This is a genomic window from Streptomyces sp. NPDC005963, assembly GCF_040638655.1.
Taxonomy (GTDB): domain Bacteria; phylum Actinomycetota; class Actinomycetes; order Streptomycetales; family Streptomycetaceae; genus Streptomyces.
Map to the genome: position 1 here is coordinate 117,975 of NZ_JBEXVD010000008.1, position 15,092 is coordinate 133,066.

General features: G+C 70.9%; 15 protein-coding genes. 9 read left to right on the forward strand and 6 right to left on the reverse strand.

Going from position 1 to position 15,092, the window contains the following annotated elements:
• Positions 1–16 precede the first annotated feature (16 nt).
• The 3 genes from zapE (at position 17) to ABZ348_RS14400 (ending at position 3,068) form a co-directional block, all read left to right on the forward strand.
• Positions 17–1,099, forward strand: coding sequence for a cell division protein ZapE (gene zapE, locus ABZ348_RS14390; protein ID WP_358932796.1), 1,083 nt, complete (start codon positions 17–19; stop codon positions 1,097–1,099).
• Positions 1,100–1,155: 56 nt separating this feature from the next.
• Entirely contained in the window at positions 1,156–1,581 is a 426-nt protein-coding gene (locus tag ABZ348_RS14395; RefSeq protein WP_250917414.1) for an OsmC family protein, read from the forward strand.
• A gap of 119 nt (positions 1,582–1,700) precedes the next feature.
• Positions 1,701–3,068: an alkaline phosphatase PhoX gene (locus ABZ348_RS14400; protein WP_358932798.1), complete on the forward strand. Its 1,368-nt coding sequence runs from the start codon at positions 1,701–1,703 to the stop codon at positions 3,066–3,068.
• Positions 3,069–3,399: 331 nt separating this feature from the next.
• Here ABZ348_RS14400 and ABZ348_RS14405 read toward each other — a convergent pair whose 3' ends face one another.
• Positions 3,400–4,797: a S1 family peptidase gene (locus ABZ348_RS14405; RefSeq protein WP_358932800.1), complete on the reverse strand. Its 1,398-nt coding sequence runs from the start codon at positions 4,795–4,797 to the stop codon at positions 3,400–3,402.
• Between the two features lie 223 nt (positions 4,798–5,020).
• Positions 5,021–5,509, reverse strand: a complete 489-nt coding sequence (locus ABZ348_RS14410; RefSeq protein ID WP_358932802.1) for a cupin domain-containing protein — start codon at positions 5,507–5,509, stop codon at positions 5,021–5,023.
• A 99-nt stretch (positions 5,510–5,608) separates the two neighbouring features.
• On the opposite strand from ABZ348_RS14410, the gene ABZ348_RS14415 reads away from it, so the two are divergent.
• On the forward strand, positions 5,609–6,475 hold the full coding sequence (locus ABZ348_RS14415) for a polysaccharide deacetylase family protein (RefSeq protein ID WP_358932804.1): 867 nt from the start codon (positions 5,609–5,611) through the stop codon (positions 6,473–6,475).
• Positions 6,476–6,490: 15 nt separating this feature from the next.
• Here the strand turns inward: ABZ348_RS14415 and ABZ348_RS14420 are convergent, their stop codons facing one another.
• From ABZ348_RS14420 to ABZ348_RS14435, 4 genes are all read right to left on the reverse strand, one after another.
• Positions 6,491–6,679, reverse strand: a complete 189-nt coding sequence (locus ABZ348_RS14420) for a hypothetical protein (protein ID WP_358932806.1) — start codon at positions 6,677–6,679, stop codon at positions 6,491–6,493.
• 91 nt (positions 6,680–6,770) lie between these two features.
• A complete protein-coding gene (locus ABZ348_RS14425) occupies positions 6,771–7,475 on the reverse strand; it encodes an ABC transporter (protein ID WP_358932808.1) in 705 nt (234 codons plus the stop codon).
• A complete protein-coding gene (locus ABZ348_RS14430; RefSeq protein WP_358932976.1) occupies positions 7,472–8,344 on the reverse strand; it encodes an ABC transporter ATP-binding protein in 873 nt (290 codons plus the stop codon). The genes ABZ348_RS14425 and ABZ348_RS14430 overlap by 4 nt, the downstream gene beginning before the upstream one ends.
• On the reverse strand, positions 8,341–9,018 hold the full coding sequence (locus tag ABZ348_RS14435; RefSeq protein ID WP_358932810.1) for an AIM24 family protein: 678 nt from the start codon (positions 9,016–9,018) through the stop codon (positions 8,341–8,343). The genes ABZ348_RS14430 and ABZ348_RS14435 overlap by 4 nt, the downstream gene beginning before the upstream one ends.
• Before the next feature lie 82 nt (positions 9,019–9,100).
• Here ABZ348_RS14435 and ABZ348_RS14440 point away from each other — a divergent pair, with 82 nt between their 5' ends.
• The 5 genes from ABZ348_RS14440 to ABZ348_RS14460 all read left to right on the forward strand — a co-directional run bounded on the left by ABZ348_RS14440 (position 9,101) and on the right by ABZ348_RS14460 (position 15,053).
• Positions 9,101–9,934 (forward strand): peptidyl-tRNA hydrolase, encoded by an 834-nt coding sequence (locus tag ABZ348_RS14440; RefSeq protein WP_358932812.1) that lies wholly within the window; start codon positions 9,101–9,103, stop codon positions 9,932–9,934.
• Between the two features lie 107 nt (positions 9,935–10,041).
• Positions 10,042–10,821: a DUF4142 domain-containing protein gene (locus ABZ348_RS14445; RefSeq protein WP_358932814.1), complete on the forward strand. Its 780-nt coding sequence runs from the start codon at positions 10,042–10,044 to the stop codon at positions 10,819–10,821.
• 151 nt (positions 10,822–10,972) lie between these two features.
• On the forward strand, positions 10,973–12,289 hold the full coding sequence (locus ABZ348_RS14450; protein ID WP_358932816.1) for a DUF692 domain-containing protein: 1,317 nt from the start codon (positions 10,973–10,975) through the stop codon (positions 12,287–12,289).
• 3 nt (positions 12,290–12,292) lie between these two features.
• Positions 12,293–13,153, forward strand: coding sequence for a TIGR04222 domain-containing membrane protein (locus ABZ348_RS14455; protein ID WP_358932818.1), 861 nt, complete (start codon positions 12,293–12,295; stop codon positions 13,151–13,153).
• A gap of 298 nt (positions 13,154–13,451) precedes the next feature.
• Positions 13,452–15,053, forward strand: a complete 1,602-nt coding sequence (locus tag ABZ348_RS14460; protein ID WP_358932820.1) for an alpha/beta hydrolase — start codon at positions 13,452–13,454, stop codon at positions 15,051–15,053.
• The last annotated feature ends 39 nt before the right edge of the window (positions 15,054–15,092 follow it).

Here is a 15,092-nt window from a genome sequence, read left to right on the forward strand (position 1 = left end):
CTTACAGTTGGACCTTGTGTCGACCCGTGCCACCAGCGCAATAACCGAAGCGGTACCCATCTCGCTGTGCGCCCGCGAGCCGTACGTCCCTGCCGACCGACTCGTCGCGGAGATGGTGCCTCCGCCGCGCTTCGACGCCGTCCGCTTCGACACCTACGTACCCGATCCCCAGCAGCCGAGCCAGAGCGCGGCGGTCACCGCCCTGAGCACCTTCGCGGCCGGCCTCGGCGGTGGGGCCCACGCCACCGGCTCGGGCCGCCGCCGGTGGTTCAGCCGCAAGCCCGCCGCGCCCACTCCCGTACGCGGCATCTATCTCGACGGCGGCTACGGCGTCGGCAAGACCCATCTGCTGGCATCGCTGTGGCACGCCACCCCGGCCGAGCCCGCGGTGAAAGCATTCGGCACCTTCGTGGAACTGACCAATCTGGTCGGTGCCCTCGGCTTCCAGCAGACCGTGCAGACCCTGAGCGGACACCGGCTGCTGTGCATCGACGAGTTCGAGTTGGACGATCCCGGCGACACGGTCCTCGTCTCGTCCCTGCTGCGCAAACTGGTGGAGGCCGGAGTGGCGCTCGCCGCCACCTCCAACACCCTGCCGGGCAAGCTCGGCGAGGGCCGATTCGCCTCCGCCGACTTCCTCCGCGAGATCCAGGGGCTGTCCGCCCACTTCACGCCGCTGCGCATCGACGGCGAGGACTACCGCCACCGCGGCCTCCCCGAGGCACCACTGCCGTACTCGGACGAGGTGGTCGCCAAGAGCGCGTACGCCACCGACGGCTCATCGCTCGACGACTTCCCCCATCTCCTCGCCCATCTGGCCAAGGTGCACCCGAGTCGGTACGGCGCACTGATCGACGGCGTCGAGGCCGTGTGCCTCACCGACGTGGGCCCGGTGCCCGACCAGTCGACCGCACTGCGGCTGGTGGTACTCGCCGACCGTCTGTACGACCGCGAGGTCCCCGTGCTCGCCTCCGGACAGCCCTTCGACCGGCTGTTCAGCGAGGAGATGCTCAACGGCGGCTACCGCAAGAAGTATTTCCGCGCCATCTCCCGGCTGACAGCGCTGGCCCGTGACGCAAAGGGTCTGACAGGGCGCTAGGTTCGGGGATGTAACCCTGCTCCACCCAGCTTTTCCGTCAGAAGGGAACCATCAGCATGGCCACCACGCGCACGGCGCACACGGTCTGGGAAGGCGAGCTCCTCAAGGGCTCGGGCACCGTCACCTTCGACTCTTCCGGCATCGGATCACAGCCGGTTTCCTGGCCGTCCCGCGCCGAGCAGGCCAATGGCAAGACCAGCCCCGAAGAGCTGATCGCCGCCGCCCACTCCAGCTGCTTCTCGATGGCCCTCTCGCACGGGCTGACCGGGGCGGGCAACCCGCCCACCCGGCTGGAGACCAAGGCGGACGTGACCTTCCAGCCCGGCGAGGGCATCACCGGCATCCACCTCACCGTGCGGGGCGAGGTGCCCGGTCTGGACGCCGACGCCTTCGCGTCCGCGGCCGAGGACGCCAAGAAGAACTGCCCGGTGAGCCAGGCGCTCACGGGCACGACGATCACGCTGACCGCCGAACTGGCGTAGCCGCGGGGTCTGTCGCACCACGCGACACATAAGGCGCTGTGGCCCGCACTGTTCACCTGCCTCACAAGGCGTGGTAAACCGGTGCGGGTCACATCCTGTCCCCCAGCAGGGAGCGCCACATGTCAGTGACACGACGTCATGTTCTGGCTCAAGCAGGCTTACTGGGCACGCACATCGCCTTCGCGGGGGCCCTGTCCGAACTCTTCGCCGGCACCGCGGTCGGCAGCAGTCATTCCGGGAAACACGGCTACGGCCCGCTGGTCCCCGACCCCGCAGGACTGCTCGACCTCCCGCACGGCTTCCACTACCGCGTCCTCTCCCGCGAGGGCGACCCGCTGCGCTCGGGTGAGGGAGTCGTCCCCGGCAACCACGACGGCATGGGAGCGTTCCGCGGCCGTCACGGCCGGACCCATCTCGTCCGCAATCACGAGAACAAGCATTCGGCCCGCCTCGGCGTCCCCACGGTCACCGGGCTCACCTACGATCCGGCGGCCAAGGGCGGCTGTACGGCGTTGGAACTCGACGACGACGGCGAGGTGCTCGCCGAACGCGTTGCGATCGCCGGTACCGCCGTCAACTGCGCAGGCGGCCTAACCCCCTGGGGAACCTGGCTGACCTGCGAGGAGAACGAGGACAAGGCCGGCACCAACGGATACACCCAGGACCACGGCTTCGTCTTCGAGGTCGATGCGACCGCTCCCCATCGCACCGGCGCCGTACCGCTCACCTCCATGGGCCGCTTCCAGCACGAGGCCGTCGCCATCGACCCCCGTACCGGAATCGTGTACGAGACCGAGGACGCCTTCGACCGGCCCTTCGGCCTCTTCTACCGCTTCCTCCCGCGCAAGCCGCTCGGCGGCCCCGGCTCACTGCGCGCCGGCGGAACGCTCCAGGCGATGCGGGTGCCCGGGGTGGCCGACCTCTCCGCGATCGACGAGCCGGGGGCCAGCTTCGAGGAAATCGCCTGGGTACCGGTCCCCGACGGTCAGGCACAGCAGACGCCCATCCGGCTCCAGGACTTCGGGACGGGCGGCATCACCCACGCCCAGAAGCTGGAGGGCTGCTACTGGGGCGGGCGCTCGGTGTACTTCGTCTCCAGCTATGCGCGCAGCGCGGAGGGATCGGCGGGTGACCACCACGGCCAGGTGTGGCGCTACGAGCCGGAGCGACGAAGGCTCACCCTGGTCATCGTGTTCGGCCCGGGCACCGACGTCCAACTGCCCGGTGAGTCACCCGACAACATCTGCCTCGCCCCGAGCGGTGGGCTGATGGTGTGCGAGGACGGGGACGGCGGACAGCACGTCTACGGGCTGACCCGGCAGGGTGCGGTGTATGCGGTGGCGCGCAACCGCCAGTCCATCGGCACCCCGCAGGCGCCCCGCTGGGGGGAGTTCGCCGGGGTGACCTTCGCACCGGACGGCGAGACGATGTACGTCAACGTCTATCGACCGGGGACGACGTTCGCGGTCACCGGCCCCTGGCGCTAGGTCGTTCCCAGCGCACTGGTGCGGCACACAGCAGGGGCATTGCGCAGCGACACGGCACTGCCCGCCCCAGTGGTTCGAGGCGGGCAGTGCAGTTCCCCTCGGCTTCCGGTGTCATCACCCGGGGCGTCTTCACGGACGCCGGTCGACACGCCCCCCCGGTTGGGCGGGCTGACATCGGAGCAGAGTCAGGAGCACACGTCGTCTGCTTCACCGGGACCGGTCCGTTCGAAGGGCGAGGACCAACGGGCGGGGTCGGCATCCCGCCCGAGGTAGCAGAACGGCCCTTGCGGGCGGACCGGGGTGTCGACGTCCCGATCTGCGCCTTCCGAGGTCAGAACCGGTACACGGAATCCGTGCCTGCGGCTCCACCGGTGGCTTCCTCGCCACCTTCACCACCACCGTCAGCGCCCTGATCCGCGCCTTCCTCACCGCCCTCGCCACCACCGTCAGCGCCCTGATCCGCGCCCTCTTCGCCGCCCTCGCCACCACCGTCAGCGCCCTGATCCGCGCCCTCTTCGCCGCCCTCGCCACCACCGTCAGCGCCCTGATCCGCGCCTTCCTCACCGCCTTCACCACCACCGTCAGCTCCACCGCCGGTGTCGGAGCCCGTGCCGTCGCCGATCTGGGCGCCCACTGCGGCCAGTGCCGTGGTCACCGGCTGGAAGAAGGTTTCACCACCACTGGAGCAGTTGCCGCTACCGCCCGAGGTCAGACCGATCGCACTGCCGTCCTGGCCGAACAGGGCACCGCCGCTGTCGCCGGGCTCCGCGCACACATTGGTCTGGATGAGCCCGGTGACGGTGCCCTCCGGGTAGTTCACGGTGGCGTCGAGCCCGGTGATCTGCCCGTCCCTCAGTCCTGTGGTGCTTCCCATCCGGGACACGTCCTGTCCGACGGTGGCCTCGGCGACCCTGTTGATCGGCAGGAGCTCACCGCCTCCGACGTCCACGCTGCTCGGTGCCGCCGTCGCCGGGTCGTCATAGGTCACGAGGGCGAAGTCACCGGCTCCGGGGAAGGTCGCCGACCGTACGGTGCCGACGGGAGCACCGCCCTGCGTCTCGGACCAGCGCTCGGCGGCGACAGCGCAGTGACCCGCGGTCAGGAAGCCGGATCCGCCGTCCTGGAGGGTCACGTTGAAGCCCAGCGAGCAGCGCGCGCCTCCGCCGAAGATGGCGTCACCACCTTCGAGGAAGGGCTTGAACTCCCCCGCCGACTTCTTGATGCGCGCGACGCCGGGGCCGAGCCCCTGAACCGCGGACTCCAATCTGTCCCAACGCTCACCCGTCACCGTACGGTCGGCCATCACCAGAACCTGATTGGTCCGGGGATCCAGGGCCCAGGAAGTGCCCGGGATCGTGGCTTCGCGCGCCAGGGTCTGTCGTGCGCTGAGGAGGGTGCCGGCGCTGTTGCGCACACCGCGGGCGACCGCCCCGGCCTTCGTCACCCGTTCCATGGCCTTGCTGTCGTCGCCAGCGACGTTGACGACGAGTCGTTTCTTCTCGGCGTCGTAGTACGCGCCGCCATAGGAGTCGCCGAGTGCGCCGTCGAGTTCTTGGAGGAGTTCGGCGGCCGAGCTCGCGCTCAGGGTCTTCGGGGCGGCGGGCCCTTTGCCCTCAGAGCCGTCCTGGGAAGCGTATGCCTGGGGCAGCAGCACGGCTGCGGCAGTGATGCTGATGGCTGCGGCTCCCGCCAGAGCCGCCTTCCGCTTGGGTATGCGCCTGTGAGTCAACTCGCCGCCTCCTGTGGGGGGTGATGGGGTCCGATCCGGTTGGACACCGGAGGACGCGTCCGCCCCTTGGTACGGATGAGTCGGGCGATGTGCTCAATGTGGAGACGGGTGAATTGCATGATGGTTCGTCAGAAGACATGCGGAATCCGTCGGAGCGGCCGGCATCGGTGCGTCCCGACCGAGGTCGGGCGCACCGGCTGAGGGGGGCTCAGAGGGGGGTTTCTCAGGAGGGGAGTCGGGTTCCGCATCGTGCGCAGAACCGGGCCTCGGGGTCGTCCGCCGGCCGATCGCAGGCCGTGCAGATGCGGTTGAGCATGCAGGCCGGCTCGCCGCCCTCGTAGCCCTGCCCATCCGCGCCCGCGATGGCGAGGCCGGGGCGACGGCGGTGTGCGGTGAGGTAGACGAGCGCCTCGCTGCCCGCCGTGAGCGATCGCCGAGCACCGCGCGGCAGCCAGACGAGGCTGCCGCCCTCCAGGGGCTGGCGCCGACCGTCGGTCTCCACTTCGCCGCTGCCGCTGAGCACGCAGAGCAGTACGTCGAGGTCCGGTTCGCGGTGCGTCTCGACCCGCTCGCCAGCGGGCAGCCGGATGACGTTGGCGTCCACCTGCCGTCCCGTCGCGGCGAGCCGCCACAGCGCGCCACCGCGGTCGGCCGGTGCGTCGGCCACCTCGGTCCACTGGGCGAGCACTCCGGCGGTGGAGACCTGGGCCATGTCACTCCTCCTGGGGGCGGGTTCCGGCGTATGGATCGTAGTCCCGACACAGAAGCGACATATCATTAGATTGACCGACTGATCATATATTTTCATTCGGTGATCATTTCCGTACGAAGACTCTTCGCCGTGGTGGTCCTGGGTACGGTGCTCGCCGCCTGTGGCGGTGCACGGGAGACTCCCGACCAGCGGGAGAAGGCCACCCCCCGCGCGGGATCAGACCCCCGGGTCGCCCCCGGGGCGGCACCCGCGCCCCAACTCGCCCGACCCCGTTCCGGTCTCACCCCGGTCTTCGAACGCGCCCCCGCCGGGAAGGGGGCCCCGAAGACCGTGGCACTGACCTTCGACGCGGACATGACCGCCGACCAGGGCCCGCGGGCGGCCCGCGGCGAGCGCTTCGACAACCCGGAACTCATCAGCACCCTGCAACGCCTCAAGGTCCCAGCGACGATCTTCATGACCGGACGCTGGGCCGAGGAGTACCCGGCGCAGGCGAAGGCGATCGGCACCGATCCCCTCTTCGAGATCGCCAACCACTCCTACAGCCACCACGCCTTCGCCGCCCCCTGCTACGGTCTGCCGACCGTCGGTCAGGACGCCATGCGGGCCGATGTGGAACGGGCGTTCAGCGCGTTCCGTACGGTCGGGGCGGAACGGGTCGTGCCGTACTTCCGGTTCCCCGGGGGCTGCTACGACACGACCGCACTGCGCGCGATCGCACCGACCGGGGTCACGGCCGTGCAGTGGGACGTCGTCAGCGGGGACGCCTTCGCCACCGACGCGGACGCCGTGGCCGAGCAGGTGCTCTCGGGTGTGACGCCCGGGTCCGTGGTGGTCATGCACTGCACGCGCAGCGCGGCGCCCGTCACCGAGCAGGCGATCCGCACCATCGTGCCGAAGCTCAGGGAACGCGGCTACCGCATGGTCAAGGTCTCCGACGTGATGCGCGGGTCCGCCACCGGGTAGCCCGTCGGGCGGCTCTCAGCCGGAGCAGGCCGACCGCTGGGCTTCCTGCCATTCGCAGACCGGGCAGAGCGTGGCGCCCCGCGTCGACTCCGGGTACTCGGTCGGCTCACGACAGAGCACGCATTCCGCCAGGGGCTGCCCCGATGCCGGTGCCGCCCCGGGTCGCTCCGATGGTGCGCAGTACGCCTCGTCCGACTGGTCCATGACACCGAGCCTAAGGGCTGTGCTCAACGGTCGCTGAAGCGGCCGTCCCCGGCCGGGAGGCCCCCGCCACGGCCGGGAGGGACCTGCGCCGTCAGCCGCCGGCCTCCGTCGCCACGTCGGTGCCGCGCAGCGGACCCATCGCACAGGCCGCCGCCCCCGCCACGGCCGCGAACAGCAGTGCCCCGGCGAAGGCGAGCAGGGGCAGCCGGGGGTCACCGGTCCGGGAGCCGGAGACCAGTGTGGTCACCGCGTACTTGGCGGGCGACCCGGTGGTCACCAGGGCGAGCAGCGAACCGAGCGCGGTGAGGGCGAGCGACCAACCGCGCGAGTAGAGCAACGGCCTGGTGCACAGCGCCGCGACCGCCGCCCCCGTCAGCGCACAGACCGCAGCCGCCAGCAGTCCTGCGAAGGTCGCCTCCGGCAGGGGCACCACGGTCTGGTTGTCCGCGCCCATCGCCTTGCTGACGAGCACGACCACCGTGGTGCCCACGCATCCCAGCAGGCCCGCGCCCATGAGCGCGGTGAGCAGCGGCGCCAACTGGACGCGTTGCGGGCTGGCCGCCGCGGAGGTGATGTCCCGGGCAGAGGTGGGCTCCTGGGTGACGCAGACACGCACCAGCCAGGCGGTGACCGGCAGCAGCGCCGCGGCCGAGTAGCCGAGCGCGTCGAGTACGGGCCGGCCCGGCTGGATGCCCACGGCGAGGATGATCCCGTACAGCAGGAACGGCGGCAGCCAGCGCTGGGAGCGCAGCAGCAGGGCGGACTGGTAGCCGAGCAGCGCGAAGAGCGCACTCATCCTTGGCTCACCTTCGTGGCCTCGCGGTGTTCGACCTGGCGGACGTGCCAGGGCGGACGGGCCGAGAGCAGGGCTCTGAGCAGCGAGTCGGAGTAGGGGGCGGTGACCGTGAACACGATGTCGCCGTCGGGTCGGACCTCGTGTTCGGGGGTTCCCGGCAGCCCGTCGGGCGGTGGTGCGCCGGGGGGACCGGTGGCGATGACCTGCACCTGCGGTCCCGCCGCCGTTGCCGCGGGGGGCGGGGCGCCCGGTATCGAATCCGGTGCGGGAATGAGGGTGCCGGCGCTGACCGAGTGGACCACGTCGGCGGCGTCGGCCAGTCGCAGTGGGTCGTGGTCGACGTAGACGGCGGTGGCTCCGGACGCGACCCGTTCGGCGACGGCGCGGTCGAGTTCGGCGCGCGCCGCCGCGTCGAGTCCGGTCCACGCCTCGTCCAGGACGAGCAATTCGGGCTCGGCCAGGAGCGCTTGGGCGACGGCCACCTTCTGGCTGGTGCCCTTGGAGAGCTCGGCCAGGGGCGTGCCGGAGTGCTCGGCGGCGCCGAAGCGCGTCAGCCACTCGTCGGCACGGGCACGGGCCGTGCGGCGGTCGAGACCGTGGATCCGCCCGATGTGGCGCAGATAGCCCACGGCGGTGAACGGCAGGACGCCGGGGAACCGTTCGGGGACGTACGCCGTGCGGGGCCGGCCCTCGATCCGGCCCTCGCTGGGTGCGTCGATCCCGGCGATCAGCCGGAGCAGGGTGGATTTGCCGGTGCCGTTGGTCCCGGAGATCCGGACCAGGGTGCGTGCGGGAAGTTCGAGGTCCACTCCGCGCAGGACCCAGGGGCCGCGCAGGCCGTAGCGGCGGCCGACCGACTGGAGTATCAGTTGGACGCCGCCTTCTGCGGGACCAGCTCGCTGGGCCGGACGATGACGAAGCCTTCACCTTGGAGCATCAGCTGGACCGCTTCGCCCGAGCCGCCGCGGATCATGGAGCCGAAGGACTGCGAGCGATTGAGCGAGGTGGTGAGGCTGGCGCTCCAGCCGACGACCGCGTCGGTGTCGACGTAGACGGGCTGCTGGGCGGAGACGGGTATGACGATCGGGGTGCCCTCGCAGATGACGGCGAGCTTGCCCTGACCGGTGAAGACGCTGTTGAAGAGTCCGCCACCGGCCGCGCCGACGCCCTTCACCGTCTTGATCTCGTACGAGAGGGTCGAGTCGAAGCACAGGACGTTGCGCCCGTTGATGGTGAGGGCATCGCCCGGCTCGATGTCGACGATGAAGCAGTTGGCGGCCTCGTGGGCGAACCATGCCTCGCCCTGGCCGCGCACGGCCATCAGCGGCAGCCCCTCACCGGTGACCGCACGCTTGAGCATCCCGCCGATGCCCTGACCCTTGCGCTCGAACTGGAGATTGCCCCGGAAGGCGATCATCGACCCCTGGCGCGCATGCATCTCGCCGTTGACGGCGTACTTGATCGACTTGGCGTTCTGCTGGGTCATTCCGGGAACGGTGGCTTGTTGCGCCATGTTCTCGGAGGCGAAGAGGTCGCTTTTCATGGAGTGCATCCTTACCCGGAGGCCGGGGTTCCGCCAAGGCGTTCCCATGGTTGCACCGTGCACTGCTGGCACACTGGCCCGTGTGAGCAGCGAAAACGCACAACCGACCAATCCCCGGATCGCTCCGGGTTCGGACGCCCCTCTCCGCCAGGACGGTCCGTTCCAGCACGAGGTCGCCGAGAATCACGAGCGCCCCGAGCGCCCCGGGCAGGCAGAGGACGCCCAGCGCCCCGAGCACACGGATCGCGACGCGGCACCGCAGTTCGTCCTGCCCCTGGTGGTGCGGATCGAGAAGTCCGCGCCCCCGTCGCGCACGGACGCCCTGGAGACCGCGGCCCGCGCGGTGCTCACCCTGCTCGGCGACGAGCGGTCGACCGGCGAGGGCGAGTGGGCGCGTGCGGTCCGCGACTGGCAGGACGCGCGCATCCGCAAGGTGGTGCGGCGGGCACGCGGTGCGGAGTGGCGCAAGGCGTCCGCCCTGCCGGGCATCACCGTCGAGGGGCGGGAGTGCGAGGTGCGGGTCTTCCCTCCGGTCCCGCTGGACGGCTGGCCCAAGGAACTCGCCAAGCTCCAGGTGTCGGGAACGGATCTGGAGGACCCCGAGCCGCCCGCGCCGCCGGAGCCCGGCGTACCGGTGCTGTGGCTCAGCCCGGACGTGGAGATGTCGGCGGGCAAGGCGATGGCACAGGCCGGGCACGGCGCCCAGCTGGCCTGGTGGGAGCTGTCGGACGCCGAGCGCACCGCTTGGGCGTCCGCAGGGCCCGTGCCCTTCGCGCTGGCCGTGCGCTCGGCGGACGCGGAGCGTTGGGCGGGCCTCGTCTCCCGTGGGTTGCCCGTCGTACGGGACGCCGGCTTCACCGAGATCGAAGCCGGGTCACGGACCGTGATCGCCGATCATCCGGCCCTGTACCCCTGAACGCCCGACGGATGGGTTGCGTACCTCTCAGTACCGCCAAAATGATGGCGCCCAGGCCCCGTTGACGGTTGGTTGGCCTGTGGCACATCGGCTCGGGAGGTACTTTGTTGCGGCGCATCAACGGGACGGCTCTGATCATCGCGGCCCTGGTCGCCACCGTGGGGGCCCTGGCCTTCCCGGTGTGGTCGTACGCAGACCGTTCGGGAACCGGTCAGGACAATCTGAACGCCTCGACCGTGGCGACGCAGTGGGGCCCGCTGTCGGCCACGGACCGGGACTTCCTGGTGAAGGTCCGGCTGGCCGGGCTGTGGGAGCTGCCGGCAGGTCAGCAAGCGATCGAACGCGCCCCGACCAAGGCGATCAAGGACACGGGTGACCATCTCGTCGTCGGTCACACCGACCTCGACCGGCGGGCCCGTGAGGTGGCGGGCAAGCTCGGCGTGGAGTTGCCCAACCAGCCGAACGAGCAGCAGCAGGCGTGGTTGCGGGAGTTGTCGGCGGCGAGCGGTCGGGAGTACGAGTTCAAGTTCGCCAATCTGCTGCGCAGCGCCCACGGCAAGGTCTTCTCACTGATCGCCCAGGTCCGGCACACCACGCGCAACACGCTGATACGGCAGTTGGCGAGCGATGCCAACCAGACCGTGCTGGACCACATCACGATGCTGGAGGGCACCGGGATGGTCGACTTCGACGCCATCGCCAACGAGGCGGCCGGCGGGGCGAAGGCGAGTCCGACCGGTCCGCCTCCACCGGACGGGAACGCACCCGCCGCGCCCCAGCCCGTGGAGCCCAACGGAAGGCAGCAACTGACCTCTCAGCCGTCCGTACCCCCGGGCCCGCACGAGGCCATCAACACCGCCAGGCCGGAGCCCTCGCTCAGCCCCTGACCTCGCAATCCCTACTGGTCGGGAACCTCAAATCAACCTCTGAACGTCTCATCCCCGGGATTTACCCTGTCCTTACAGGGCGATGACACCACCACGCTCCCCAGCGGTAGCGGGGGTGCGACCGGGAGTTGGGACACACCAGGGGGCGGGCATGGCACTGGGCATGGGCATCGGTTGGCGACCGGAGATAGCGCAGACCGTGGAGGAGTTGCCGGGGCTCGACTGGGTCGAGGTGGTGGCGGAGAACATCTGCCCCTGTCATCTGCCCGAGTCACTGTCCCGGCTGCTGGACCGCGGTCTGACCGTCGTCCCGCACGGGGTGTCCCTGGGGCTCGGTGGCGCCGACCGGCCATCCGAGAAGAGACTCAAGGACCTCGCCGAGCGGGCCACGGCGCTGGGGGCGCCCCTGGTGACGGAACACATCGCCTTCGTCCGGGCGGGCGGGGCGCTCACCGCGTCCCCGCAGTTGGAGGCCGGCCATCTGCTGCCGGTCCCCAGGACCCGGGACGCCCTGAAGGTCCTCTGCGAGAACATTCGGATCGCCCAGGACTCGCTGCCCGTACCGCTGGCGCTGGAGAACATCGCCGCTCTGATCTCCTGGCCGGACGAGGAGCTGACGGAGGGGCAGTTCCTCGCCGAACTGGTCGAGCGCACCGGTGTGGGCCTGCTGATCGACGTGGCGAACCTGCACACGAACCACGTCAACCGTGGTGAGGACCCGGCGAAGGCGCTCGCGGAACTGCCGGTGGAGGCGATCGCGTACGTCCATGTGGCCGGTGGCGAGGAGCGGGACGGCGTCTGGCACGACACCCACGCCCATCCCGTCACCGAACCGGTCCTGGACGTGCTGCGGGAACTCGCCTCCCGGGTCAGCCCCCCGGGGGTGCTGCTGGAGCGGGACGACGACTTTCCGCCAACTGACCAGGTGCACGGTGCGCTCGCGGGCGAACTGGCGGCGATCCGGGAGGCGGTACGAGGAGGAGCGCCGGCCCCCCGGGCGGACCGCTCCACACCCGCGAGCCCGGCAGGACACGAGCGCCCGGAGGAGCCCGCCGACCCCAGGGCCCGGGACCGGCTCGGGATCGCCCAGGCGGCGCTCCTGACCACCCTGGTTGCCGAAGGACCGGCCCCCGAGGGCTTCGACCACCAGCGGCTTCGGGTGCAACGGCGAGCGCTCGCCGCCAAGCGGGCCTCCGTCGTCGCCCGCATCGCACCCGAACTGCCCGACATCCTCGGCCGCGGCTACCGGCCCGCGTTCCTCACGTATGCCAAAGGCCGCCCGATGAACGCGGGATACCGGCAGGACGCGCTCGCCTTCGTCGAACACCTACTGATTTCCGGCCGTCCCACCGACGCCCGGGCCCGGCGCCTCCTCACCCGGTGGTGGGAGGATCGCATCGCACCCCGGCCACCCACGCGCGCCACCCGGATCGCCCGGGCGACGCGGACGAGACTCCTCCGGAGGTAGTGCATGGACACAGCAGCCGTACTGGTCTGGATCGCGATCGCGGCCTCGTCGATCCCGCTGATCGTCACCGTCATCCGGGCCCAACGGGACAGCAAGGCCCGCGGAGTGGCGGAGGAGATCCGCAGTGTGTACGAGGCGGCCTTCCTCGGCGGCGGGCCCTCACGGGTCGTGGACACGGCCGTTTCGGCCATGCACGCGGACGGGCGGCTGAACATAGGCGGACCCGGCATCGTCATCGTCGCCCGCAAGATCTCCCGCGACCCCGTGGAGCGGGCCGTCCTCGCCCACCTGGCCAACTCCGACGACCACCGGCTGAACACCCTGCGGTACACGGTGATGCGCAAGCCCGCGGTGACCGACATCAGCAGCGGGCTGACCGACCGCGGGCTGCTGATCCCCCTCCGTCGTCTCGGCTCGGGCCCCGTCGTGTGGGGACACGGCCAGGCGGTCCTGTGCTGGATGGGGCTCACCACCGCTACCGCGCTCACCGTCGTCAGCCACACCCACGACTGGGAGCGCCCCGAACTGCCGTTCGTGGTGTTGGTGCTGCCGGCTCTGGTCTGGGGCATCGTGACCGGCCATCTGATGGCCCGCCGGGTCAGTCGACGGGCGACGACCGCGGGGCGCAGGGCGCTGCGCGCCTACCGCCGGCGGTCCTCGGCTTCGATGGCCCCCGGGCAGCACGTGGCCGTGTCGGGGGCGAGCGGTGCACAGAATCCGGTGTTGCGGACCCTTCTCGCCGCTTCGATCGTGGTGCCCGTGGCCATCGCCACCACCGCAGGCGGTGACGGCGGCGGGGGCGGAGGAGACGGCGGCGGTGACGGAGGCAGCTGCGGAGGGTGCGGCGGCTGTGGCTGCGGCTGACCCGCCGGAGCATGGCCGCGCAAGCGCCGACAGCCGCACCCTCCCCTCAAAAAAGGGGCCTCCTTGCACCGCACCCGACAGCGGGAGGGGGCCTGTTGCCCTGTTGTGCGGGTCCCCTGTCGTGGCGGTGTCATGGGGATGCTGTAGGGGGCGCACCGGAGGTCGAAGGGCGCATCGGAGTCATTGACGGGCGACACCGTTCGGCGGTGCTTTACTCACCCCGACGGGCCACGAAAGATCGATCCCTTGACCGCCGTCCGCACACGTACGGAAGACGGCGGGCGACGAAGGGATCTGGATGAGAGTACGGGCGAAACACGGGGTCCTCGTCGGCCTCGGCTCCCTGGTGGTCAGCGCGCTGGTCGTCGCACCGGCGGGCGGAGCCACCACCGCCGCCGCCGAGTCGCACGGCACGGCCATCGCAGCCGCACGCGCGGCCACCGCGGGCATCGACTTCGGCGTCTGCCCCGAGGTCGAGCGGCTGCCTGCCCGGGTGACGTGCGGCACCGTCACGGTACCGCTGGACTACGCACAGCCGTCGGGCCGACAGATCTCTCTGACGGTCAGTCGGGTGCCGGCGAGCGGCGACCGGGACGAGTACCAGGGCGCGTTCGTCTACAACCCCGGCGGTCCCGGCGCGTCCAGCATGTACTTCCCCCTGGCCGGCCAGCTCCCGGAGTGGAAGCGCATCGCCCGCGCCTATGACCTGGTGGGCTACGCGCCCCGCGGTGTCGCCCGTTCCGCACCGCTGTCCTGCGAAGAGCCGTCCGAGCACGACGAGGGCCCGACCCCGGACCCGACCCACCCCTCCCCCGCCCAAAAGCAGCAGCGGATCGCCGAGGCCAAGGCGTACGCCGAGGGCTGCGCCCGCAGGAACGGCAGCGCGCTGCGGCACTACACCTCGCTGAACAACGCACGTGACCTCGATGTGCTGCGGGCGGCGCTCGGCCAGCAGCGGCTGACGTTCATGGGCGCGTCCTACGGCACCTACTTCGGTGCGATCTACGCCACCCTCTTCCCCTCCCACGTACGGCGCATGGTCTTCGACTCGGCGGTGAACCCGGCCCCGGAGAAGATCTGGTACCGCAGCAACCTCGACCAGAACACCGCCTTCGAACGCCGCTGGGCCGACTTCCGCGTCTGGATCGCCAAGCACGACGACGTCTACGGCCTGGGCGCCACGCCCGAAGCGGTCGCGCGCAGCTACGAGCGGGCGAGCGCCCAACTGGCCGTGGAACCGGCGGGCGGCACGGTGGGGCCGGGCGAATTGCACGGGGCGTTCCTGGGCGCCGGCTACTACGACGACTACTGGGTGCCGATGGCCGGTGCGCTCGCGGAGTACCTGCGCGGCAACGAGAAGCCTTTGGTCGCCCGGGCGGCGCCGCGGTCCGGGGCGGCGAAGGAGTCGGAGAACGCACGGGCCGTGTACTCCGCCATCGAGTGCAACGACGCCCCGTGGCCGACCGATTGGGCGGTGTGGGACCGGGACAACACCGAACTCGCCCGTACCGCGCCCTTCGAGACCTGGGACAACGCCTGGATGAACCTGCCCTGCGCCTTCTGGCAGGGGCCGCGCCAGCAGCCCTTGGACGTGGGAACCAGGCGGGGTGCGCTGCCTCCGGTGTTGATCCTCGCGGCGGAGCGGGATGCGGCGACCCCGTACGAGGGTGCGAAGGAACTGGCGCGCCGGCTGAAGGGTGCGGTCCTGATCACCGAGGAGGACGCCGGGACGCACGGCATCGGCGGCGGCGCCAACGCCTGTGTGAACGCCCATCTGGAGGAGTACCTGCTCCAGGGGAGGACGCCGGTGCGGCGCGCGTCGTGCGCGCCGCACCCGGAGCCGGACCCGGTGTCGTTGGAGCGGCAGGGCGAGCAGCGCAGGCTGCCGAACGCCGTCTGACCTTCCGGGTCGGACAGGTCGGGGCCGCTGGTGTGCGGT